This window comes from Variovorax pasteuri, from assembly GCF_051216435.1.
Taxonomy (GTDB): Bacteria; Pseudomonadota; Gammaproteobacteria; order Burkholderiales; family Burkholderiaceae_C; genus Variovorax.
Window position 1 is genome coordinate 388,320 of sequence record NZ_JBPJZS010000006.1, and the last position, 21,920, is coordinate 410,239.

Annotated in this window: 18 protein-coding genes and 1 tRNA gene; 5 read left to right on the forward strand and 14 right to left on the reverse strand. The window is 66.4% G+C overall.

The features are described 5' to 3' along the window. Window positions 1-205 precede the first annotated feature (205 nt). Both ACSFBM_RS22975 and ACSFBM_RS22980 read left to right on the forward strand, forming a co-directional pair. Window positions 206-1,066 (forward strand): response regulator, encoded by an 861-nt coding sequence (locus ACSFBM_RS22975; protein WP_435486437.1) that lies wholly within the window; start codon window positions 206-208, stop codon window positions 1,064-1,066. A gap of 7 nt (window positions 1,067-1,073) precedes the next feature. Further along, window positions 1,074-3,374: a sensor histidine kinase gene (locus ACSFBM_RS22980; RefSeq protein ID WP_435486438.1), complete on the forward strand. Its 2,301-nt coding sequence runs from the start codon at window positions 1,074-1,076 to the stop codon at window positions 3,372-3,374. A gap of 32 nt (window positions 3,375-3,406) precedes the next feature. Here ACSFBM_RS22980 and ACSFBM_RS22985 read toward each other — a convergent pair whose 3' ends face one another. From ACSFBM_RS22985 to ACSFBM_RS23015, 7 genes are all read right to left on the reverse strand, one after another. After that, window positions 3,407-4,447 (reverse strand): lysylphosphatidylglycerol synthase domain-containing protein, encoded by a 1,041-nt coding sequence (locus ACSFBM_RS22985; protein WP_435486439.1) that lies wholly within the window; start codon window positions 4,445-4,447, stop codon window positions 3,407-3,409. A gap of 14 nt (window positions 4,448-4,461) precedes the next feature. After that, window positions 4,462-4,647 carry a hypothetical protein gene (locus ACSFBM_RS22990; protein WP_435486440.1) on the reverse strand — a complete coding sequence of 62 codons (186 nt, stop codon included), beginning with the start codon at window positions 4,645-4,647 and terminating at the stop codon, window positions 4,462-4,464. 168 nt (window positions 4,648-4,815) lie between these two features. Next, window positions 4,816-6,117, reverse strand: a complete 1,302-nt coding sequence (locus ACSFBM_RS22995) for a TRAP transporter large permease (protein WP_435486441.1) — start codon at window positions 6,115-6,117, stop codon at window positions 4,816-4,818. Continuing rightward, window positions 6,110-6,616 (reverse strand): TRAP transporter small permease, encoded by a 507-nt coding sequence (locus tag ACSFBM_RS23000; RefSeq protein ID WP_435486442.1) that lies wholly within the window; start codon window positions 6,614-6,616, stop codon window positions 6,110-6,112. Before ACSFBM_RS23000 ends, ACSFBM_RS22995 begins: the two co-directional genes overlap by 8 nt. Window positions 6,617-6,634: 18 nt before the next feature. Next, entirely contained in the window at window positions 6,635-7,603 is a 969-nt protein-coding gene (locus ACSFBM_RS23005) for a TRAP transporter substrate-binding protein (RefSeq protein WP_435486443.1), read from the reverse strand. A 119-nt stretch (window positions 7,604-7,722) separates the two neighbouring features. After that, on the reverse strand, window positions 7,723-8,979 hold the full coding sequence (locus ACSFBM_RS23010; protein WP_435486444.1) for a putative Na+/H+ antiporter: 1,257 nt from the start codon (window positions 8,977-8,979) through the stop codon (window positions 7,723-7,725). A gap of 184 nt (window positions 8,980-9,163) precedes the next feature. After that, window positions 9,164-10,057 carry an MBL fold metallo-hydrolase gene (locus tag ACSFBM_RS23015; RefSeq protein ID WP_435486445.1) on the reverse strand — a complete coding sequence of 298 codons (894 nt, stop codon included), beginning with the start codon at window positions 10,055-10,057 and terminating at the stop codon, window positions 9,164-9,166. A gap of 89 nt (window positions 10,058-10,146) precedes the next feature. Between ACSFBM_RS23015 and ACSFBM_RS23020 the strand changes: the two genes are divergently transcribed. From ACSFBM_RS23020 to ACSFBM_RS23030, 3 genes are read left to right on the forward strand one after another with little or no spacing between them, the layout of a single operon-like run. Next, window positions 10,147-10,470 carry a metalloregulator ArsR/SmtB family transcription factor gene (locus ACSFBM_RS23020; RefSeq protein ID WP_435486446.1) on the forward strand — a complete coding sequence of 108 codons (324 nt, stop codon included), beginning with the start codon at window positions 10,147-10,149 and terminating at the stop codon, window positions 10,468-10,470. Beyond that, window positions 10,470-10,904, forward strand: a complete 435-nt coding sequence (locus tag ACSFBM_RS23025; RefSeq protein ID WP_435486447.1) for a YeeE/YedE family protein — start codon at window positions 10,470-10,472, stop codon at window positions 10,902-10,904. The genes ACSFBM_RS23020 and ACSFBM_RS23025 overlap by 1 nt, the downstream gene beginning before the upstream one ends. A 10-nt stretch (window positions 10,905-10,914) precedes the next feature. Continuing rightward, window positions 10,915-11,352 carry a DUF6691 family protein gene (locus ACSFBM_RS23030; RefSeq protein ID WP_435486448.1) on the forward strand — a complete coding sequence of 146 codons (438 nt, stop codon included), beginning with the start codon at window positions 10,915-10,917 and terminating at the stop codon, window positions 11,350-11,352. A gap of 320 nt (window positions 11,353-11,672) precedes the next feature. Here ACSFBM_RS23030 and ACSFBM_RS23035 read toward each other — a convergent pair. The 7 genes from ACSFBM_RS23035 to rpoC form a co-directional block, all read right to left on the reverse strand. After that, window positions 11,673-11,748: transfer RNA gene (locus ACSFBM_RS23035), tRNA-Phe, on the reverse strand. A gap of 18 nt (window positions 11,749-11,766) precedes the next feature. Then, window positions 11,767-12,468 carry a response regulator gene (locus tag ACSFBM_RS23040; protein ID WP_435437832.1) on the reverse strand — a complete coding sequence of 234 codons (702 nt, stop codon included), beginning with the start codon at window positions 12,466-12,468 and terminating at the stop codon, window positions 11,767-11,769. Window positions 12,469-12,557: 89 nt separating this feature from the next. Beyond that, window positions 12,558-14,888, reverse strand: coding sequence for a sensor histidine kinase (locus tag ACSFBM_RS23045; RefSeq protein ID WP_435486449.1), 2,331 nt, complete (start codon window positions 14,886-14,888; stop codon window positions 12,558-12,560). Next, complete coding sequence (locus ACSFBM_RS23050) at window positions 14,885-15,451, reverse strand: DUF4390 domain-containing protein (RefSeq protein ID WP_435486450.1); 567 nt, start codon at window positions 15,449-15,451, stop codon at window positions 14,885-14,887. The genes ACSFBM_RS23045 and ACSFBM_RS23050 overlap by 4 nt, the downstream gene beginning before the upstream one ends. Before the next feature lie 52 nt (window positions 15,452-15,503). Beyond that, window positions 15,504-16,835: a 16S rRNA (cytosine(967)-C(5))-methyltransferase RsmB gene (gene rsmB, locus ACSFBM_RS23055; protein WP_435486466.1), complete on the reverse strand. Its 1,332-nt coding sequence runs from the start codon at window positions 16,833-16,835 to the stop codon at window positions 15,504-15,506. A gap of 123 nt (window positions 16,836-16,958) precedes the next feature. Beyond that, complete coding sequence (locus ACSFBM_RS23060) at window positions 16,959-17,567, reverse strand: LemA family protein (protein ID WP_435486451.1); 609 nt, start codon at window positions 17,565-17,567, stop codon at window positions 16,959-16,961. A gap of 99 nt (window positions 17,568-17,666) precedes the next feature. Continuing rightward, the gene (gene rpoC / locus ACSFBM_RS23065) at window positions 17,667-21,902 is read right to left on the reverse strand and encodes a DNA-directed RNA polymerase subunit beta' (protein WP_435437828.1); all 4,236 of its coding nucleotides are present in this window, start codon (window positions 21,900-21,902) and stop codon (window positions 17,667-17,669) included. Window positions 21,903-21,920 lie beyond the last annotated feature (18 nt).

Genomic DNA, 21,920 nt, shown 5'->3' on the forward strand with positions numbered 1-21,920 from the left:
GCTCTGATGGACCGGGCACCGTGGGGGTGGCGCCGCTGCATGCGGCGGGGTGCTCCGGAAAGAGGGCGAGTCTTGGGCCGTCGTCCTGCCCGCACCTTTGGGATTCAGGACAAAACGTTTGCTTTAACTGACATTTGTTTACGAATGCAACGTAATGTGAAATTCTTCACATGGCATTTAAGGGCAGCACCCCTACCCTCGCGGCATGTCTTACTGGTCGACCATCCCGCCCCGCCGCGCGCACATCCTTCTCATCGACGACAACATCGAAGAACTGCAGCTGCTGCTGGGCGCGCTGCGCGAGGCGGGGCACCGCATCAGCCTGGCGTTCGACGCCATGCAGGGCTACCGCCGCGTGACGGCGCTTCAGCCCGACCTGGTGCTGCTGGACGTGCGCATGGGCGCCACCGACGGCTACGCCACCTGCCGGCTGCTGAAGGCCGACCCTGCCACGGCGCACATTCCGGTGATCTTCGTGACCTCGTCGGGCTCGGTGGAAGAGCGCCTGACGGGGCTGCGCGAGGGCGCCGTCGACTACATCCTGAAGCCCTTCGAGCCGGCCGAAGTGCTGGCGCGCGTGACGGTGCACCTGGCGCTCGCGGGCAGCCGACAGCAGGCGCAGGCCTGCATGGCCCAGGCCGTAAGCGCGCTGGACAACGCCCGCGGCGAGCGCGCGAACGCCGGCAGGAACCCCGACAGCCTCGACCGGGTGCTCGTGCAAGCCGCCGAACGCGTGGTGCGTGCGGACCTGGCGCAGGTGCCCGCCCTGCCCGAGCTCGCGGCGCGCGTGGGCACGCACGAAAAGCGCCTGTCGCGGGTGTTCCGCGAGCAGACCGGTGGCTCGGTGTTCGCGTTCGTGCGCCAGGCGCGGCTGGGCGAAGCGCAGCGCCTGCTGGGCGCGTCGGCGCTCAGCGTGGAGGAGGTGGCGCAGGCGGTGGGATTCTCGAACGCCGCCAACTTCTCGACGGCGTTCCGCGAGCGCTTCGGCTGCACGCCAACCGCGTTCCGCAACGCACCCGCGGCCGCACGGCAGGCACCGTCGTCATTGCCGGCACCGCTGGCATGAGCCGGCGGTGACCCCGGCGCGCGGGCTCGCCGCCCTGCTGCTGTGCGCGGTGTTCTGGCTGGCATGCGCGCCCGCGGCGCAGGCCGGCACGCTGCGCCTGGACGGCACGACGCAGTGGCCGCTGGACATCGACAACGCGCTGGAGCTGTTCGAGGACACCGGCGCGCAGCTGTCGCGCGACGAGGTCGACGCGCTGGGCAGCGACACGCCCGGCGGCTTCCAGCCCGGCAACCCGGCGCGCATGCGGCAGGGCTTTTCGAAGTCGGTCTTCTGGCTGCGGCTCAGGCTGTCGAACGACAGCGGCGCGCCCCAGTCGCTGCGGCTGGTGCTCAACGCCACCTGGCTGCAGCACGCGGACTTTCACGTGCTGCAGGGCAGCACGTCACGCGCCGCATGGACCCATGAAGAGGCCGGCGTGTCGGTGCCGCTGCACGGCGCACGCGACCGGGTGCCCACGCTGTCGCTCGACCTGCGGCCCGGCGAGCAGGCGCGCGTGCTGGTGCGGGTGCAGTCGCGCAGCAGCGTCAAGCTGGCGCCCGAGCTGCACACCGCCGACAGCTGGCGCGAAGCCGAGAGCAGCCATGCCTTGCTCGACGGCCTGCTGATCGGCGGGCTGCTGGTGCTGGCGGTGTATTCGCTGGCGCTGTGGTTCATCTCGCGCAGCCTGCCGATGGCGCTGCAGAGCCTGGGCTTCGCCCTGGTGGCGCTCTACGAGAGCGTCTACCGCGGCCATGCGCGGCTCGCCCTGTGGCCCGACAACTTCGAGTGGAGCTACCGCGCGGCCGGCGTCACCGCCGGCTGCTGCGTGCTCAACCTGATGTGCCACCTGTATGCGTTGTCGCGGCGCGGGCCGGTGCGCGCACCCGGCTTGCCGGTGCTGCTGGCGCTGGCGGCGCTGCAGTGCGTGGCGGTGATCGGCATGGCGTGGGGCCCGTACGCGCCGGCCGCCAAGCTCGCCACGCTGAGCGGGCCGCTGGTGGTGATCGCGCTCACGGTCAGCACCTTTCTGTACATGCGGCGCGCGGGCCCCGGCGGCCAGCTGGCCTTCGTGTTGATGTGCATCATCACCCTGGGCGTGTGCCTGCGGCTCACCGAGCTGGTGATGCCGGCGCACGCGATTCCCGGCTTCGACGCCTATGCGCTCGGCTTCCCGGGCATGCTGTTCGGCCTGGTGGCACTGGCCACGTGGACGCACCACCTGTCGCGCCAGCGCCTCGAGGCGCAGCGCACGCTGGGGCACTGGCAGGCCGACGAGCAGCAGCGCCTGCACGAAGAAGTGGCGCGCAAGACGCATGCGCTGAACGCCGCGCTCGAGCAGGCCGAGCACGAGGCGCGCGAGCGGACGCGGCTCATGGCCTATGTCAGCCACGACCTGCGCGCGCCGCTGGCCACCATCATCGGCAACGTGCGCCTGCTGCGCGACGAAAGCCTGCCGCCGGCCGAGCGGCTGCAGGCCATCGAGCGCAGCGCAACCTACCAGCTCACGCTGATCGACGACCTGCTCGACTACGCCAAGGGCGAGCTGCTGCCCTTCTCGTTCGAACCCCGGCCGGTGCACCTGCGCGCGCTGATCGACGATATCGCGCAGTACGCCGACACGCTCGCGCAGCGCCAGCACAACCGGTTCGAACTGGAGGTGAAGGGCGCGCTGCCGATCGGTGTGTACCTGGACAGCAAGCGCTTCCTGCAGCTGTTGCTCAACCTGCTGTCGAACGCCGCCAGGTTCACGCGCGACGGCAAGATCGGCCTGCGCGTGCAGGCGCGGCCGCGCGCGGACTCATGGCGCCTCCAGTTCGAGGTGTGGGACAGCGGCGTGGGCATCGACAAGGCCGACCAGGCGCGCATCTTCCAGGCCTTTGCGCAAGGTGCGGCGAGCGCGGACGGCAACGGGCTCGGGCTGATGATTGCGCGGCGCATCGTGCAGCACATGGGCGGGCGGCTGCTGCTGGAGAGCCGCCGCGAACTCGGCACGCGCGTGCGCTTCTCGGTGATCGTGAAAGACGCGCCCAAGGAACTGCTGCCGTTCGCCCTCGCCAAGCCGCAGCCTGCGCGCCCTGTCCCTGCGGCCCAGAGCCGCAGGCGGCGCCCGCCCCTGCCCGCGATCGCGCCGCTGCCTGCGGCGGTGCGCGAAGAACTGGAAATGCTCGCGCGCGACGGCCGCTGGAGCGACCTGCACGAATGGGCCGACCGGCTGGACGGCGACACGCGGCATTCGGCGCTGGTCGACGCGGTGCGGCACGCGCTGGACCTGCTGGACTTCGAGCACATCCGTCTGCTGGCGCGTGCCACGCCGAACGCGGGCTCATGACGTGGCGGCGCGTTGCTGCCCGTGTGCCGCGGTCAGGCCGGCGCAGCGGGTGATTCAGGCCTGGGCGCAGCGCCCTGTGCTGCGTCCTGCGGATGGCTTGCCGCGTAGCGTTCGAGGAACAGGTAAAGCACCAGTCCGCCGGCCAGCGGCAGCAGGTAGTACAGCGCGCGGTACGCAAGCACGGCGCCCATCAGCGCGCCCTGCTTCACGGTGCCCGACAACAGCGCGAGGTAGACGGCCTCGAGCACGCCAAGCCCGGCCGGAATCGGCGTGATCACGCCGACGATGGACGCGGCGAGCAGCACGCCCAGGGTGGTCGCGTAAGGCACCTGCTGGCCCAGCAACAAGTACATGGCCGCGCCCATCAGCGCCCAGTTGCTCGCGGAAAGCGCCAGCTGGACCACGGCCAGGCGCGCACTCGGCAGGTGGAGGCGCTTGCCCCTGAAGCGCCATTCGCGCCCGCGCGACACGGCACAGGCCACCACATAGGCCAAGGCCAGAAGAATCATCACCACGCCGAGCGCGCGCAATGCGAACTCGCCGATGTGCGCCTGGCGCGGCGGCTCGATCACGCCCGAGGCGAACAGCCCGCCAGCCAGCAGCCCGTAGCCGAGCCAGTTGGTGACGAGGCTGAGGCCGACGATCTGCGCGACGGTCGCGTCGTCCAGCCCGGCGCGCGCATAGAGGCGTGCGCGCATCGCGATGCCGCCGACCAGGGAGCCGAGGTTGAGGTTGAAGGCATAGCTCGTCACCGCGATGGCCCAGGTGCGCCAATACGGGAGGCGGTGGCGCACATGGCGCTTGCCGATCAGGTCGAAGCAGCCGTAGAGCGCATGGCTGGCCGTCGCGAGCCCGAGCACCGCGAGCAGCAGCCAGGGCGAGTAGCGCTGCAACGCATGCCAGGCGCCAGCCCAGTCGACCTTGTGCGCGTGAGACAGCAACAGGCCCAGCACGGCGATGCCGAGCAGAGGCAGCAGCCATTTGCGGCAGCGTTGCCACAGCGAGTGGGGTGGGCGGGCAGCGTCCGGCGCGGCGTCCAGAGAAGCAGCCGCGTGGGTCGCCTGGAAATTCATGGCCGTGCTGCGCCTCAGGCCGGGTCTTGCTTGCCGCTTGGCGCGGGCGTCTTGGGTGCCGCGGAGCCCTTGTCCTGGAGCTTGTCGTTGCGCACCTGCTTCATCAGCTCCTCGCCCTCGGTGTCGCGGCCATCGCTGGGCACGGACTCTTCCTGCGTGACTTCGGGTTCTTCGTGCCCTGAAGGCTTGGACGTGGACATGGACAACTCCTCGATCTCTGTGTGGATGCGAAGAGTTTTCGGCGTCCGGGGCGCAGGCACCGCCATCCGTCGGCGACGACGGGTGCAGGACATTTGCCATAGCCGCCGGTCGGCGGCAGGCGCCCCTTCGCCCTTTGCTTGCAGGCGGAACCTGGTCGGCTGCCCGCCTTACAGGGTCATTTGCTGCGGCAGCCAGGTCACGATTCCGGGCACGAAGTAGATGAGCAGCACGGCCAGAACCATCAGCAGGAACATGGGGAGTGCCACCTTCGCGATATACGGCAGCTGGCGCCCCGTCATGCCTTGAAGGACGAAAAGGTTGAATCCAACGGGTGGCGTGATCTGCGCCATCTCGACCACGAGCACGATGAAGATGCCGAACCAGATCGGGTCGATGCCCGCCGCCAGCACGGTGGGCATGATCACACCCATCGTCAGGACCACCATCGAGATCCCGTCCAGGAAGCATCCCAGCACGATGTAGAAAATGGCCAGCATCATGATGAGTTGAAACTTCGACAAGCCCAGCGAACCGATCCACTCGGCAAGGTGGCGTGGCAGCCCGATGTAGCCCATGGCCAGCGTCAGAAAGGCCGCGCCCGCCAGGATCAGCGCCATCATGCAGTACAGCCGCGTGGCCCCCAGAAGCGACTCCTTGAAGGAGCTCCAGTTCAGGGAACCTTGCACCGCCGAAATGACAAGGGCACCCACAACGCCGACCGCCGCAGCTTCCGTCGCCGTGGCAATCCCCGCGTAGATGGATCCGAGCACCGCCAGGATCAGAAGCGCCACGGGAATCAGGCTGCGGGATTCGCCGAGCTTTTGCATGAAGCTCATCTTGGCGTCGGCCGGAGGGATCTGATCCGGGTGGCGCAAGGCCCACAGCGCGATGTAGCCGGAGAAAAGCAATGCCAGCAGCACGCCGGGCAGAACACCGGCGATGAACAGCTTGGCAATGGACACGTCCGCGCTGACCCCATAGACGATCATGATGATCGAGGGCGGAATCAGCAGCCCCAGCGTCCCGGCTCCGGCCAGCGTGCCGATGACCATGTCCTCCGGATAGCCGCGCTTCTTGAGTTCGGGAAGCGTCATCTTTCCGATGGTTGCGCAGGTTGCGGCACTCGACCCCGACACCGCTGCGAAGATGGCACAGCCCACCACGTTGGTGTGCAGGAGCCGCCCTGGCAACGCCTGCATCCAGGGCGCCAGACCCTTGAACATGTCTTGCGACAGCCTGGTGCGAAACAGGATCTCGCCCATCCATACAAAGAGCGGCAGCGCGGTCAGTGTCCAGCTGGACGCAGATCCCCAGATCGTGACGGCCATCGCATCCCCGGCAGAGCGCGACGAAAAGAGCTCCATGCCGATCCAAGCCACCCCGGAGAGGGTGAGGCCGATCCAGACACCGCTGCCAAGAATGAGGAACAGGCTGACGATCAGCAGGCCTGCAACGGCGAGGTCATTCATGGCGCAGCGCCTCGTTGTTTTGAGGTGCAACCCGGCCACGCCACTCGAGGACAAATTCATCGATCGAGGCGATGGCGAGGATCACGGTGCCGATGGCCATGGCCAGCTGAGGAATCCACAGCGCCGTCGCATCGTTGCCTGTGGAGATGTCGTTGAAGACATGGGAGTTCCAGACCAGCCGCACGCTGTAGAACGCGAACAGACCGGCAAGCAATGCGCCTGCGCCCATGGCCCAGCGCTCCAGCCAGCGCCGGGCGGAAGGCTTCAGGCTGGAGACGATCAGCGTCACCCGGATGTGTTCGCCACGCTTGAGCGTGTGCGCCAGGGCCAGGAAGCCGGCGCCGGCCATGAGGTAGCCAGCGTAGGCATCCGTGCCTGGTACGTTGAAGTGAAGCTGTCGTCCCACGATCGACAGCAGCACCATCAACAGCAGACCGATCATGAAAAGCGCCGCCAGGGCGGCGGCACTGTCATAGAGAAAATCGAGCGTCTTGCGCATTGGATGAACGCCCGTGCCCTACATCTTCTTGTAGGCGTCGATGATCGCCTGGCCTTCGGGCCCGGACTTCTCGATCCATTCCTTCTGCATGGTCTCGCCCACCTTCTTCATGTCTGCCTTCAACTGTGCGGACGGAACATGGATCGTCATGCCGTTCTTCTTGAGCAGGTCGAGGTATTCGAGGTTCTTCTTCTTCGAGCTGTCCCAGCCACGCTTCTCCGCCTCGGCACCGGCCTTCAGCACGGCCTCCTGCGTCGGCTTGTCGAGCGCGTCGAACGCCTTCTTGCTGACCAGCACCGCGTTCTTCGGCAGCCAGGCCTGGGTGTCGTAGAAGTTCTTGATGTATTCGTACGTCTTGGTGTCGTAGCCCGTCGAGCCGGAGGACATGTAGGACTCGATCACGCCGGTTGCCATGGCTTGCGAGAGCTCGGCTTGCTGCACGGTCACCGGCTGCGCGCCGACCAACTCTGCGATGCGCGCCGTCGCGGGGCTGTAGGCACGCCACTTCACACCCTTGAGGTCTGCGGCCGATTCGATGGTCTTCTTGACGAAGATGCCCTGAGGAGGCCATGCCACCGCGTAGAGCAGCATGATCCCCTGGTCGCCGAGTTTCTTTTCAAGCGCCGGCTTCTGCGCCTGATAAAGCTTCCATGCCGCGTCGTAGCTGTCCGCCAGAAATGGAAGGCCATCCGCCCCGAAGCCCTGCCACTCGTTCTGGTAATTGACCAGCAGGATTTCGCCCATCTGTGCCTGCCCGCCTTGCACTGCGCGCTTGATCTCGGGGGCCTTGAAGAGTGACGCGTTCGCGTGAAGCGTGATCTTCAGCTTTCCGCCGGAAGCCTTGTCGACGTCACCGACGAACTGGGCAAGATTTTCGGTATGAAAATTGTTCGCCGGGTACGCCGTCGGCAGGTCCCACTTGGTCTGCGCGAATGCAGAGACGCCCAGTGTCAGACCAGCAAGGCCGAGACAGAACTTGAAATTCATGATTGCTCCGGTGGAAGGAATGTCGAGACCACAAGAATAGGAGCAAATACCGCGCCATCGTCTTCGGGTTGCCACGGGCTTTCGGCTCGCTCGTGGTTGCCGCAGCTTCCGCCAGCCTTCTACAAGAGCATGAACGCTGCGGCAGCGACCATCGTCGGCGCTAGCGCTCCGAGCAGCAGGCCGCCAGCGCCGATCGTCTCGTCGGAGAACCCTTTCTTGAGAAGCGCAACGCCTGCCGGGTTCGGCGCATTGGCGATCACCGTCAGTCCACCGCCAGCCACCGCCCCGGCAAGGAGCATGTATTTGGACTCGTCCGAGATTCCCGCGATGAGCGATCCCAGATAGGTCAGCGCCGCGTTGTCCGTGATGGCTGTCAAGCCGAGGGCGCCGAAGAACAAGGCCACCGGCTCCAGGCTGGACACCACCGGCTGCAACCACCACTGCTGCATTCCGCCGAGCACCACCAAGCCAGCCAGGAAAAATCCGACGAGCAGCGCCTCCTTGATGATCAGTGGGCTCTGATGCCGCTCGTAGGCTTGTGTGAACCCCAGGAACATCAGGAAGAGCCCGAGAAAGGCCACCGGATGGTGTGCGAACATCACGATGCCAGCGAGCAGGACCAGGTGTGTCAGCACCACCGGAATCGGCACCCGCGCATCGGAAGACGCCGCACTTGCAGAGACAACAGGCAAGTGCTTGCGCAACACATACGTGGCGACGGTGGCATTCACAAGCACAGCCAGCGCGGCCTTCCAGCCGAAGGTGACAACCATGAACGCGCTGTCCCACTGCCAGGTCGAGGCGACCATCAAGACGGGTGGCGCGGCATAGGAAGTGAGCGTGCCTCCGATCGACACGTTGACGAACAGCACCCCCAAGGCCAGGTATTTCAGAGACTCAGGCACCTGTGATCTGAAAATCTGCGGCGCGAGCATCAACGCAGCGATGGTCATCGCCGCCGGTTCGGTGATCAGGGATCCGAGCAGAGGGACAGCCGCGAGCCCGAGCCAGGCCGCTGCAATCGGCGTAGGCAACGGCAACACCCGCGCAATGGTGTTCACGCTGGACATGACCGTCATCAGCACCGGCCGGGACGCAGCCACCACCATGACAACGAAGACGAAGAGCGGTTCTGTGTAATTGCGCGACTCCGCGTAGGTCAGCGCCTGATCGCCGCCGACCACCAGCGCCATCGAAAGAACGAGCACGATGGCCCAGAACCCGAAGACGACCTCGACCTCGCCCAGCAAGTGAAACATGCCGGCATGCCGCGGAAATCGGTGCGACAGGCGCTCGAACTGCTTGACCGTGAAGGTATGGAGAAGCGCCACAGCAAAAAGGGCTGCGGCAATGTATTGAATGGCGAGTTCTTGCATCAGGTGCTGACGTTTCAATTCCGCGTGGCGGCCCGACCAGCGCATGAACCTGCGTACCGCGTCGAGCGGATCCGCACCCTGGTGTCAGTCTAACCGGCCTCGCACGAATGGCCTGTCAAAACGGGGCTTGGCGGCACGCAATCGCGCCGCCGGCACAGCCAAGTCCCAGGCCGAGCTCGAGCCCCTACTTTGCGCCAGGCTGCGGATGAACAGAAAGCGCATTCAGCGGAATGCGAAGGTAGGAGACGCCGTTATCGTCTGCCGGCGGCAGCTGCCCGCCGCGCACGTTCACCTGAATCGACGGAAGGATGAGCGTCGGAACATCCAGCGTGGCGTCGCGAGCCGTGCGCATGGCGACGAAAGCGTCCTCGCTGACGCCGTCGTGCACGTGGACGTTGTGGGCTCGCTGCTCCGCGACAGTGGTCTGCCAGCGCGGCGATCGAGAGGGGGGCGGATAGTCGTGACAGACGTACATCGCCGTCTCGGGTGGCAGGTCCAGCAGCCGATGCATCGAAGCGTAGAGCTGGCGCGCATCGCCGCCAGGAAAATCCGCGCGTGCGCTGCCGACGTCGGGCATGAAGAGCGTGTCGCCGACAAAGACGCAGCCGTCCACCAGGTACGCCATGTCTGCCGGCGTGTGGCCCGGCACCAGCAAGGCCGTGGCCTCGACCTCGCCAATCCTGAAAGTCTCTCCCTCCCCGAAGAGGTGGTCGAACTGGGTGCCGTCCGGCAGGAAGCTGCGCTCGAAGTTGTAGAGCTTCTTGAAGGTCGCCTGAACAGCGCGGATGTTCTCGCCGATGGCGATCTTGCCGCCGACCTGCCCTTGGACGTAGCGTGCACCGGACAGGTGATCGGCGTGCGCATGGGTTTCCAGAATCCAGTCGACCTGCAGGCCCTTGTCCCGCACATAGGCCAGCAGTCGATCAGCCGAAGCCGTGCCCGTGTGCCCCGACTTGAAGTCGTAGTCCAGCACCGGGTCGATGACAGCAGCACGCTGCATTGCATGGTCCCAGACGACGTAAGAGACGGTCCAGGTACCGGGATCGAAGAAGCCTTGGGTCGTCGTGCGGGTCGCCATGAGGTGTTCCGTGGGTGCGATATTCAATCGATTGACGAATATTATATATTTCAACATAATATGTCAAACGAAACTATTTCATCCCCTCCATGAAGCCCTCGCCCCTCGTCATCGACCCCCAAGCCCTGCGCGGCGCCGCCGGCAAGGCGGTCGGCGCCCTCAAGGTGCTCGCCAACGAAGATCGTTTGCTCTTGCTGTGCCAACTCTCGCAAGGCGAGATGTGCGTGAGCGACCTCGAGCAGGCACTGGGCATTCACCAGCCGACCCTTTCGCAGCAACTCGGTGTGCTGCGCAACGAGGGGGTGGTCCAGACGCGTCGCGAGGGCAAGAGCATCTTCTACAGCGTGGCCGACCCGTCGACCCTCGAAATCCTCGCGCTTCTCTACCGTCTCTACTGTCCAAAGGAAGAATGATGTCCATCGACTGGAGCCACTTCACGCCACTCGCCGCACTGGCCGGCGGCGTGCTCATCGGCATCGCGGCGGCAATGTTTGCGTTGCTCAATGGCCGCATCGCCGGCATCAGCGGCGTGCTTGGGGGCCTGCTCAGGCCTGCCAAGGGCGACCGCGCCTGGCGCATTGCCTTCGTCCTGGGACTGGTCGGTGCGCCTGCGCTCTACCTGTTGGCGGCGGCACTGCCCAAGCCACAGATCGATGCCGGTTATGGGGCGTTGATCCTGGCCGGGTTGCTCGTGGGCATCGGTACGCGCTACGGCTCCGGTTGCACCAGTGGCCACGGCGTTTGCGGCCTCTCCCGCATGTCGCCCCGCTCGCTTGTCGCCACTGCAGCGTTCATGGGCGCTGGATTCGCCACCGTGTTCATCACGCGTCATCTGCTCGGTATCTGAGGAGACCTTCGTGGTTGTTTTCGCCTCGCTTCTTGCCGGCCTGGTCTTTGGCCTCGGCCTCATCGTGTCCGGCATGGCCAACCCGGCCAAGGTGCTCGGTTTCCTGGATCTCGCCGGGAACTGGGACCCCTCCCTGGCCTTCGTCATGGCGGGAGCCATCGCTGTGGGCGCGCTCGCCTTCACGTTTGCCAACCGCCGCGCCGTGTCCTTCCTGGGCGCCGAGATGCGACTGCCTTCAGCGCGCCACATCGACCGCCGCCTGGTCCTGGGCAGCGTGCTCTTCGGCATCGGTTGGGGCGTCGCCGGCTTCTGCCCGGGCCCGGCCCTCGTGTCCCTCGGAATGGGCGAAGTCAAGGCGCTCGTCTTCGTGGCCGCGATGCTGGCGGGCATGGGCGTTTTCGAGCTTTTCGAAAGCCGCAAGCGCGCGATCGCGCCGCATCGAGCCTGAGGCCGGACGAAGACGAACATGGCGATCTGGCTCGCGGCGCTGGCCACGGTGGCTATCTCCTCGGGCTTGGGCTCTCTCAGTCCCATCGAATACCCAGGGAATCTTGGACTGCGGCTTAGAACCAGTCCAAGTTCCTGTCCGCATCCCCTTTTTGAGAGCATTGCGTCCGGATCTAGCTGCCCCCAAAGTTGCCCCCACAGATGTCTGGCTTGGGGCGGAAAACTGCAGACGGGCCCGGAATGCAAAAAGCCCTAAGTACTTGATTTACTTAGGGCTTTTTAACTTTGGCGGAGGTCTGTGGACAACCGCAAAGTGATGAGTGGTGGCCTGGGGCGGAATCGAACCACCGACACGCGGATTTTCAATCCGCTGCTCTACCAACTGAGCTACCGGGCCATTGTGTGCAGCCTCGAATTATACAGCGCTTCTGCGCCCTCTTGAAAGATCCACACCAAGTTGTTTGAGTTTTCTGTACAGATGGGTGCGCTCGAGGCCGGTTTTCTCGGCCACGCGGGTCATGGACCCGTTCTCCATCGCGAGGTGGAATTCGAAGTATGCCTTCTCGAAACCGTCGCGCGCATCGCGCAGCGGGCGGTCGAGGTCGAAGCTCTGGGTCGATTGCGGACCGGCGTCGGCCACAGGCACGGAGGCCAGCGACGCCATCATCAGGCTGTCGCCCGTGGTGGTGATGGCCGCGGCCTGCATGCCGTTGGCCGGAGGGGGTACCACGCCGGCGGCGGCGCGACGTGCGCTTTCACGCGCCAGGCCCTGCTCCACCGCCTTGAGCAGCTTCTGCATGGTGATGGGCTTTTCGAGGAACGCGAAGGCGCCGATGCGCGTGGCGTCGACCGCGGTGTCAATGGTGGCGTGGCCGCTCATCATGATCACCGGCATGCTCAGCAGACCCGAGGTGGACCACTCCTTGAGCAGCGTCACCCCGTCGGTGTCGGGCATCCAGATGTCCAAAAGCACGAGGTCGGGCCGCGCGCGCTGGCGCGCAGCGCGGGCTTCGGCGGCGTTTTCCGCGAGCTCCACGTTGTGGCCTTCGTCATTGAGAATTTCGAAGAGCAGGTCCCGGATGCCCAGCTCGTCATCGACCACGAGAATGTTTGCCATGAGTGCTGCTTGTTGTATGCGCTGGTGTCTGCAAAGGTGTGTAGAAGTCCGCTGGCCCATCCGTCGCCCGTGCGACGGATTCGTGCAGCTCAGGCGGCGGAAGACTTCGAATCTTCGGTGTGAGCGACCGCTGCCCGCGACTCGCCTGCCAGCGCGAATGATAGCGAGACTTGTGCCCCTGCCACAGCCCCACCCACCATGCGGTTGGAAAGCTCGATGCGCGCGCCGTGTTCGTCCGCGATCTTCTTGACGACCGCAAGGCCCAAACCGGTACCTTTTGTTTTCGTGGTGACGTACGGTTCGAACGCGCGCTTCAGAATGTTTTCGGCAAAACCCGGCCCGCTGTCCTGCACCGTCAGGCGCACGCGCTGGCCCGAATCGCCGAGCCGCGTGCGAATGACAACCTCGCCCACCTTGCCCGTGCCGGTGGCGCCGGCCTCGGCGGCGTCCTGCGCGTTCTGCAGCAGGTTGTGGATGACCTGGCGAATCTGCTGGTCGTCGCCGCGGATCGGCGGGCAGCGCTCGTCGAGCTCGAAGCGCAGCACGATCGGCAGGCTCTCGGTGTTGTAGAGCTGAAGCACGTCGGCCAGCAGGGCGTTGAGGTCGACCGGCTTCAGGTCGGCTGCGGGCAGCCGCGCGTAGTCGCGGAATTCGTTCACCAGCCGCTTCATCGCATCGACCTGGTCGACGATGGTCTTCACCGACTTCACCAGGATGGCCTGCTCCGGCGGCGGCACCTTGCCCGACAGCTTCATCTCGAGCCGCTCGGCCGACAACTGGATGGGCGTGAGCGGGTTCTTGATCTCGTGCGCAAGGCGGCGCGCCACCTCGCCCCAGGCCTGCGCGCGCTGGGCCGAGACGATCTCGGAGATGTCGTCGAACACCAGCAGCCGCGCCGCGCCGGGCAGCTCCGCCCCGCGCGCGACGATGTTGATGGCGCCGTCCTTGTGCGGCAGGTCATTCCCGGAGGCGTTCAGCTCGAACGCGTGCTGCCAGTGGTCCAGGCCGTGCTGCATGCGCTCGACGAGGAAGTCGTCGAACTGCTGCTGCACCTTGGCACCGAAATCGGCCAGGCCCGGCACGTCGACGAGCGCCTGGCCCTCGTAGGCCGCCATCGGCGCGCGCAGCACGCGGGTGGCGCCCGGGTTGGTGGACAGCACCGTGCCCTTGGCGTCGAGCACGATCACGCCCGAGGTCAGGTTGTCCAGGATGGTCTGCAGGTTGGCACGGGCGGCGTCGAGCTGGCCCATGGTCTTCTCGACCGCGCCCCGGGCATCGGCCAGCTGCTGCGTCATGACGGCGAAAGAACGCGTGAGGCCGCCCAGCTCGTCCTTGCCCTGCAGCACGGCGGTGGGCCGCAAGTCGCCGGCCGCCACCTGGCGCACGCCGTCGGCCAGCACCAGCAACGGCCGCGCGAGTTGGTTGCCGAACAGCACGGCCAGCAGCACCGCGCCGAACACGGCCAGGAACAGGCTCAGCGTGAGCGTGCCGATGTACATGCGGCGCAGGCCTTCGCGCGCGAGCGCCCGCTCCTGGTATTCGCGGTTGGCCTCCTGCACGGCGAGCGCGTTGGCCACCACCGCCGGCGGCAGCGGGCGCGTGACCTGCAGATAGCGCGGCGCGGTGTCGAAGTCGAAGCCCGGCCTTTGCACCATGGCCAGCGCGCGCACGCTCGCGATCGGCGGCGCCGCGCCGGGCGCGGCGGTTTCGTCCAGCCCTTCGATGTGGGCCACGGCACGTTCCGGGCGAACCTGGCGAAACTGCTGCACCGTCGGACGCTCGGGGCTGAGCTGGAACCGCGAGGTGCCGGCGCTGGCCACCAGTTGACCGGTGCCGGTCCAGAGGATCACGTCGGTGGCCTCGAGCTGGTCGCGGATGCGCTCGAGCGACAGGCCCGCGCTGGCGTCGGGCACCTGGGCGAGCTGCGCGCTGGCACTGCGCGTCTTGGCCGCGAGGTCGTCGGACAGCGAATCGAGCGTGGCCCGCCCGAGGTTCAGGCCGGCGTCGAGCGCGCCTTCCACCTTCACGTCGAACCAGCTCTCGATGGAGCGCGCCACGAATTGGTAGGACACCACGTAGACCAGCGCACCGGGCACCACGCCCACCAGCGCGAAGATGGCCGCGAGCTTGATGAGCAGCCGGCTGCCGAACTTGCCTTGCCGCAACCGCCGCAGCAGGCGGACGGCGACCCAGCCGATCACCAGCACCAGCAGCACCGCCACCACCACGTTGACGCCGAACAGGCGCACGTAATAGCGCTCGTACAGCGCGCGGTTGTTGGTGGCCTGGGCCAGCAGGAACATCAGCACCAGGCCGATGGCCGTGACCATGGCCGCGCCCACGCCGAGGGCCCAGCGCGTGGCCCGCGCGCGGCGCGCGGCCGGCGTGGCCGCAGCGCTGCTGCGCCCGGCAGTGCTCACTTCTGCTTCTCCACCGCGAGCCGGGCCGTGCGTTCGGCGGCGATGTTCCAGTCGGCCTGGCCAACCACGCCGATCTGGAACGGTCGCGGCAGCTGCGAGGTATCGAGCCGGAAGCTGAAGGTGACCTGGTGCAGGGGGTCGTCACCGATTTCGGCGGTGTCGCCCAGGCGCAGACGGCCCACGCGCTTGATGGCGTCCAGCGCATCGGCCAGGGTGTCGAAGTTCTGGTTCAGCGAGATGCCCAGGCCGGCCGCGCCGCTGATCGGCGCCGCCGACACGTTCAAGCGCCAGCGCCGCGTGAGCGGCTGGTACGCCAGCCGCATGTGGCGCGTGACCTGGGCGACCTTGCGGTCGGTCCAGTACCAGCGCTCCTGGAAGATCTCGGCCTCGGCCACGAAGTAGATGGCAATGCCCTTGTCGAGCACCTCCTCGACCAGCGAGGGCAGGTCGAACTGCACGGCGGCACTGAAATAGACGCCGTCGTCGGCCTGCTCGAGGCGCATCTGCGTGATCGATGTCCCCACGCGTCCCTGCGCCGCCACCGGGGCCGGCAGCCAGGCCATCCATATCACCCACACCCAGACCAGCGCGGCCAGCAGGGCCGGACGGCACCGTTCAGTGCGAGCGCTTTTCGAGCAGTGCGTAGAAGAAACCGTCGTGGTCACCAAGCAGATTGTCCGGGACGCCGCGGCCATTCGACCCGTTTTGGGGCAGCAAATGGCCGGGTGACGGCAGCAATCGTGCGTCGGTGTTGTGTACAAGAAACGCATCAATTTGTTGCGAACCTTCTTCGCGGAACACGGAGCAGGTGCAGTAAAGGAGACGGCCGCCGGGCCGCACCAGCGGCCAGAGCGCCGCCAGGAGTGCGGCCTGCTGCGCGGCCAGCTGGGCGGTGTCGCTCTCGCGGCGCAGCCAGCGCACGTCGGGATGGCGCCGCACGATGCCCGAGGCGGTGCATGGCGCATCGAGCAGGATGGCGTCGAACGGCGTGCCGTCCCACCACTGGGCGGGACGCGCCGCGTCGGCCACCAGCACCTTGGCCTTCATGCCGATGCGCACCAGGGTCTCGTCGATGCGGCGGCTGCGCACGGCGTCGACTTCCAGCGCCGTGACCTCGACCGCGTCGGGGCCGGCCAGCTCGAGCAGGTGCGCCGTCTTCCCGCCGGGGGCGGCGCAGGCGTCGAGCACCCGCAACGGCGCGGCGCCGGTCCTGCCCGCCAGCAGGCCGTCGAGCAGCAGCGGCGCGGCCATTTGCGCGGCGGCGTCCTGCACCGAGCTGGCACCGCCGGCAAAGCCGGGCAGTTGCTGCACGGGCCGGGCGCGCGCCAGTTGCAGGCCGAAGGGGCCCACGCGCGTGGCCGCGAGACCGACGGCCTCCAGCTCCACCAGGTACGAGGCCGGGGTCGCGCGTTGCGCATTGACCCGCAGCGTCATCGGCGCCTGCGCGTTGTCGGCGCTCAGCACGCGCTGCCATTCGCGCGGATGGTCGCGCTTCAGGCGCTCGATCCACCAGCGCGGGTGGTTCCACTGCGCGACGGGCTCGCTGTCGGTCACGGCGACGAGTTCGTCGCGCTCGCGCAGAAAGCGACGCAGGCAGGCATTGATGAAGCTGGCCTGCGCCCGCGTGGCGGGATTGCGCTTGGCGGCCTCGACCGCCTGGTCGACCAGCGTGAAGGGCTCGTAGGGCGCGCGCTCGCTGTCCCAGGCCAGCGCCAGCGCGGTGCACAGCAAGGCGTCGGGCAGCGGCGGCGGCGTGCGCTTGGCCAAGTGGCGGCGCAGCGCCTCGGCGCGGCCGAGCCAGCGCAGCACCTGGAAGCCGAGCGCCTGCACGCCGGGGCGTAGCGCGGGTTCGACTGCCTCGAACGCGGCCGAGCCCGAGGTGCCGGCGCGGATCGACGCCAGCGCCACCGCGGTCAGTTGCAGTTGGCGCCAGAGCGGGGGTTGCAGCGACGGTGCGCTGCTGCTGCTCGAAGGATCGGAATGTAGTTCTGACAAGTTGGGGCGATGGTAACGGGCGCCCCTGGAGCCGGACGCCGCGCAATGGAAAGAAAGAGGAGCCGCGCCGCCTGCTCAGAGCAACGGTGCGGCCGCACGCAGACGCACGGCCCATGCCACCAGCAGCGCCGGAAACTGGGCAATCGCCGCGTTGTAGTGCGCAACCGCCAGGTTGAACTGGCTGCGCGCGATTTCCGCGGCCGCCGAAGGCTCCGGCCACGCGATCGGCTCGAACACACCGGGCATCGCGGCCGCCGAGCCCGGCAGCAACGGTGCCGGCCGCGACAGCGTGCCGTCGGCGTCGAACACGGTCACATCGTCCGGGTGCTGGCGGCGCCACGCGCCGATCCACACCTGAAGCGCCGTGGCCAGCGCCGCCATGCCGCCGGCATCGAGCGGATGCAGCCGCGTCGCGCCCAGCAAAGTCGACAGTTGCGTGGTCGCGGCCTGCAGGGGCGCAATGGACGAGAGCGACTCGTTCAGCGGCGCTGCATCGTCCGGCGGCGCCGCGGCGATGCTGGCCTGCACGAAGTCCAGCTGCTTGCCCAGGGCCGCGTCGAGCGCGCCGTAGGCCTGCAGCACGGCCGAGCGCAGACGCACCAGCCGGTTGTAGGAACCGACAAACCAGAACAGCAGCACCGCGATCACGATCCAGCTGGCCAGCGATTCGGGCAGCACGCTCATCGACAACAAGGCCTCACGGACAAAACAAAGAAAAACGCCCCCCAACCGGGGGCGGTCGGGGGGCGTGGGGTACCGGTCATGGCCGGTGATGCTAACCAGTTATTCGGTCGCTGCGCCTTCGCTGGCGCTGACCGTGGCGGCTGCATCGCTGCTCTCGTTGGAGGCAGCCATGTCGGCGGCCTCCGACTCGGCAATGGCGCGGCGCTCGGCTTCGTCCATGGCGTCCTTGACCTTGCGTGCCTGGTGGTACGCCATGCCGGTGCCTGCAGGAATCAGGCGGCCGACGATCACGTTTTCCTTCAGGCCGCGCAGTTCGTCGCGCTTGCCCATGATGGCCGCTTCGGTCAGCACGCGCGTCGTTTCCTGGAACGAAGCCGCCGAGATGAACGAGTCGGTCGACAGCGAGGCCTTCGTGATACCCAGCAGCAGGTTGGTGAACGTCGCGGGGATCTTGCCTTCGGCGCGCAGGGCGTCGTTGGTGTTGAGCATTTCGCTGCGTTCGACCTGTTCGCCGGAGATGTAGTTCGTCTCGCCGATGTTGTCGACCACGACGCGGCGCAGCATCTGGCGAACGATCACCTCGATGTGCTTGTCGTTGATCTTCACACCCTGCAAGCGGTACACGTCCTGCACTTCGTCCACGATGTAGCGCGCGAGTTCTTCCGAACCCAGCAGGCGCAGGATGTCCTGCGGATCCGCCGGGCCGTCGACCACGCTTTCGCCCTTGTTCACCACCTGGCCTTCGTGCACCAGGATGTTCTTTTCCTTCGGCACGAGGTCTTCGTAGACGCCGCCTTCGGGATCGGTGATCTGCAGGCGGATCTTGCCCTTGGTCTCCTTGCCGAACGACACGGTACCGGTCATTTCGGCCAGCATGCCCTTGTCCTTCGGCGAACGGGCTTCGAACAGCTCGGCCACACGCGGCAGACCGCCGGTGATGTCGCGCGTCTTCTGGCCTTCGACCGGAATGCGCGCCAGCACTTCGCCGGGGCCCACGTCCTGGCCGTCGCGGATCTGCACCAGCGAGCCGATCGGGAAGCCGATCGTCACCGAGTGGTCGGTGCCCGGGATCTTCACTTCGGCGCCGGAGGCGTCGATGAGCTTCACCTGAGGACGCACGACCTTGGCGGCGCCGCGGCGCTTCGGGTCGATCACGACCAGGGTCGACAGACCGGTCACTTCGTCCACCTGCTTGGCGACCGTGAGGCCTTCCTCGACGTTCTCGAACTGCGCCTTACCGGCGAACTCGGTAATGATCGGGCGGGTCAGCGGATCCCAGTTGGCGAGCACGTGGCCGGCCTTGATCTGCTGGTCGGCCTTGACGGTCAGGATCGCACCGTACGGCACCTTGTGGCGTTCGCGCTCACGGCCGTGCTCGTCATGAATGACGATCTCGCCCGAACGCGAAATCACGACCAGGTCGCTCTTGCTGTTGGTCACGTAGCGCATCGTGGCGTTGAAGCCGATCGAGCCGTTCGACTTGGCTTCCACGCTCGAAGCGATGGCAGCGCGCGAAGCGGCACCGCCGATGTGGAAGGTACGCATCGTCAGCTGCGTGCCGGGTTCGCCGATGGACTGGGCAGCGATCACACCGACGGCTTCGCCGATGTTGATCAGGCCGCCGCGGCCCAGGTCGCGCCCGTAGCAGGTGGCGCAGATGCCGAAGCGGGTTTCGCAGGTCAGCGCGGTGCGGACCTTGACTTCGTCGACGCCCTGGGCTTCCAGGACTTCGATGTTGTCTTCGTCGAACATCTCGCCGGCCTTCAGCAGCACCGAACGGTTTTCCGGGTGCAGCACGTCGTCCGCAGCCGAACGGCCCAGGATACGGTCGCGCAGCGATTCGATCACTTCACCGCCTTCGACGATGGCGCGCATCAGGTAGCCGCCGTGCGTGCCGCAGTCCTGCTCGGTCACGACCAAGTCCTGCGTCACGTCGACCAGACGGCGGGTCAGGTAGCCCGAGTTCGCCGTCTTCAGCGCCGTGTCGGCCAGACCCTTTCGGGCACCGTGGGTGGAGATGAAGTACTCCAGCACGTTCAGGCCTTCGCGGAAGTTCGCGGTAATGGGCGTCTCGATGATCGAGCCGTCCGGCTTGGCCATCAGGCCCCGCATACCGGCCACCTGGCGAATCTGGGCCGCGGAACCGCGGGCGCCGGAGTCGGCCATCATGTAGATGGAGTTGAACGACTCCTGCTCGACGTCCTTGCCGTGGCGATCGATGACGCGCTCCTTGGAGAGCTTGGCCATCATGACCTTCGACACTTCGTCGCCGGCCTTGCCCCAGATGTCCACCACCTTGTTGTAGCGTTCGCCGGAGGTCACCAGACCGGACACGTACTGCTGCTCGATCTCCTTCACTTCCTTGGCCGAGCGCTCGATGATGCCGTGCTTTTCAGCAGGCACCAGCATGTCGTCGATGGCGATCGAGATGCCGGCCTTGGTTGCCAGGCGGAAGCCGTTCTGCAGCAGCTTGTCGGCGAACACCACGGTCTCTTTCAGGCCGCACTTGCGGAACGAGACGTTGATGAGCTTGGAGATTTCCTTCTTCTTCAGCGCCTTGTTGATGTTCGAGAACGGCAGGCCCTTCGGCAGGATCTCGGACAGCAGGGCACGGCCCACGGTGGTGTCCACGAGCGAGGTCGACGGCGTGAACACGCCGGTTTCCTTGTCCTTGGTGTACTCCGTGATACGCACCGCGACCTTGGCGGTGAGTTCGACTTCGTTGGCGTCCAGCGCGCGCTGCACTTCACCGATGTCGGAGAAGATCAGGCCCTCGCCCTTGCCGTTGATGCGGTCGCGGGTCGTGTAGTACAGACCCAGCACCACGTCCTGCGAAGGAACGATCGACGGTTCGCCCGAAGCCGGGAACAGCACGTTGTTGGAGGCCAGCATCAGCGTGCGGGCTTCCATTTGCGCTTCCACCGACAGCGGCACGTGAACGGCCATCTGGTCGCCGTCGAAGTCGGCGTTGAATGCCGCGCACACGAGCGGGTGCAGCTGGATGGCCTTGCCTTCGATCAGGATGGGTTCGAAGGCCTGGATGCCCAGGCGGTGCAGCGTGGGAGCCCGGTTCAGCATGACCGGGTGCTCCTTGATGACCTCTTCCAGGATGTCCCAGACCACCGGCGTGCCCGACTCGACTTCCTTCTTGGCTGCCTTGATCGTGGTCGCAATGCCCATGGCTTCGAGGCGCGAGAAGATGAAAGGCTTGAACAGCTCGAGCGCCATCAGCTTGGGCAGGCCGCACTGGTGCAGCTTGAGCGTCGGGCCCACCACGATGACCGAACGGCCCGAGTAGTCGACGCGCTTGCCCAGCAGATTCTGGCGGAAGCGGCCGCTCTTGCCCTTGATCATGTCGGCCAGCGACTTCAGTGCACGCTTGTTGGCGCCCGTCATGGCCTTGCCGCGACGGCCGTTGTCCAGCAGCGAGTCGACCGCTTCTTGCAGCATCCGCTTTTCGTTGCGCGCGATGATTTCCGGAGCCTTCAGCTCCAGCAGGCGGCGCAGACGCGAATTGCGGTTGATGACGCGGCGGTACAGGTCGTTCAGGTCGGAGGTCGCGAAGCGGCCACCGTCCAGCGGCACCAGCGGACGCAGGTCCGGCGGCAACACGGGCAGCACTTCGAGCACCATCCACTGGGGCTTGATGCCCGACTTGCGGAAGGCTTCCAGCACCTTCAGGCGCTTGGAGTTCTTCTTGACCTTGACTTCGGAGCCGGTCAGGTCGCCGCGCAGGCGTTCGATCTCGCTGTCGAGTTCGATACCTTCGAGCAGATCGCGGATGCCTTCAGCGCCCATCTTGGCAACGAACTCGTCGCCGAATTCCTTGCGCTTGGCGTCGTAGTCGTCCTCGGACATGATGCCGAACTTCTTCAGCGGAGTCATGCCGGGGTCGGTGATCACGTAGGCTTCGAAGTACAGCACGCGTTCGATGTCGCGCAGCGTCATGTCGAGCACGAGGCCCAGACGCGACGGCAGCGACTTCAGGAACCAGATGTGTGCGCAGGGCGCGGCCAGGTCGATGTGACCCATGCGCTCGCGACGCACCTTGGTCTGCGTGACTTCAACGCCGCACTTCTCGCAGATCACGCCGCGGTGCTTCAGGCGCTTGTACTTGCCGCACAGGCACTCGTAGTCCTTGATGGGGCCGAAGATCTTGGCGCAGAACAGGCCGTCGCGCTCGGGCTTGAAGGTGCGGTAGTTGATCGTCTCGGGCTTCTTCACTTCGCCGAAGGACCACGAACGGATCTTCTCGGGCGACGCCATGCCGATCTTGATGGCATCGAAATGCTCGTCGGGCGTGAATTGCTTGAACAGGTCGAGTAATGACTTCATGTGACTCTTTCCTTGTTG

Bases quoted from the DNA above. Each gene is read 5' to 3' on its own strand.
- ACSFBM_RS22990 (WP_435486440.1), bottom strand. From the start codon at position 4,647: ATGTCCACGTCCAAGCCTTCAGGGCACGAAGAACCCGAAGTCACGCAG.
- ACSFBM_RS23015 (WP_435486445.1), bottom strand. From the start codon at position 10,057: ATGGCGACCCGCACGACGACCCAAGGCTTCTTCGATCCCGGTACCTGG.
- ACSFBM_RS23010 (WP_435486444.1), bottom strand. From the start codon at position 8,979: ATGCAAGAACTCGCCATTCAATACATTGCCGCAGCCCTTTTTGCTGTG.
- ACSFBM_RS22985 (WP_435486439.1), bottom strand. From the start codon at position 4,447: ATGAATTTCCAGGCGACCCACGCGGCTGCTTCTCTGGACGCCGCGCCG.
- ACSFBM_RS22995 (WP_435486441.1), bottom strand. From the start codon at position 6,117: ATGAATGACCTCGCCGTTGCAGGCCTGCTGATCGTCAGCCTGTTCCTC.
- ACSFBM_RS23060 (WP_435486451.1), bottom strand. From the start codon at position 17,567: ATGAGCGTGCTGCCCGAATCGCTGGCCAGCTGGATCGTGATCGCGGTG.
- ACSFBM_RS22975 (WP_435486437.1), top strand. From the start codon at position 206: ATGTCTTACTGGTCGACCATCCCGCCCCGCCGCGCGCACATCCTTCTC.
- ACSFBM_RS23020 (WP_435486446.1), top strand. From the start codon at position 10,147: ATGAAGCCCTCGCCCCTCGTCATCGACCCCCAAGCCCTGCGCGGCGCC.
- ACSFBM_RS23025 (WP_435486447.1), top strand. From the start codon at position 10,470: ATGTCCATCGACTGGAGCCACTTCACGCCACTCGCCGCACTGGCCGGC.
- ACSFBM_RS23005 (WP_435486443.1), bottom strand. From the start codon at position 7,603: ATGAATTTCAAGTTCTGTCTCGGCCTTGCTGGTCTGACACTGGGCGTC.
- rpoC (WP_435437828.1), bottom strand. From the start codon at position 21,902: ATGAAGTCATTACTCGACCTGTTCAAGCAATTCACGCCCGACGAGCAT.
- ACSFBM_RS23050 (WP_435486450.1), bottom strand. From the start codon at position 15,451: ATGGCCTGGCTGCCGGCCCCGGTGGCGGCGCAGGGACGCGTGGGGACA.
- ACSFBM_RS23000 (WP_435486442.1), bottom strand. From the start codon at position 6,616: ATGCGCAAGACGCTCGATTTTCTCTATGACAGTGCCGCCGCCCTGGCG.
- ACSFBM_RS23040 (WP_435437832.1), bottom strand. From the start codon at position 12,468: ATGGCAAACATTCTCGTGGTCGATGACGAGCTGGGCATCCGGGACCTG.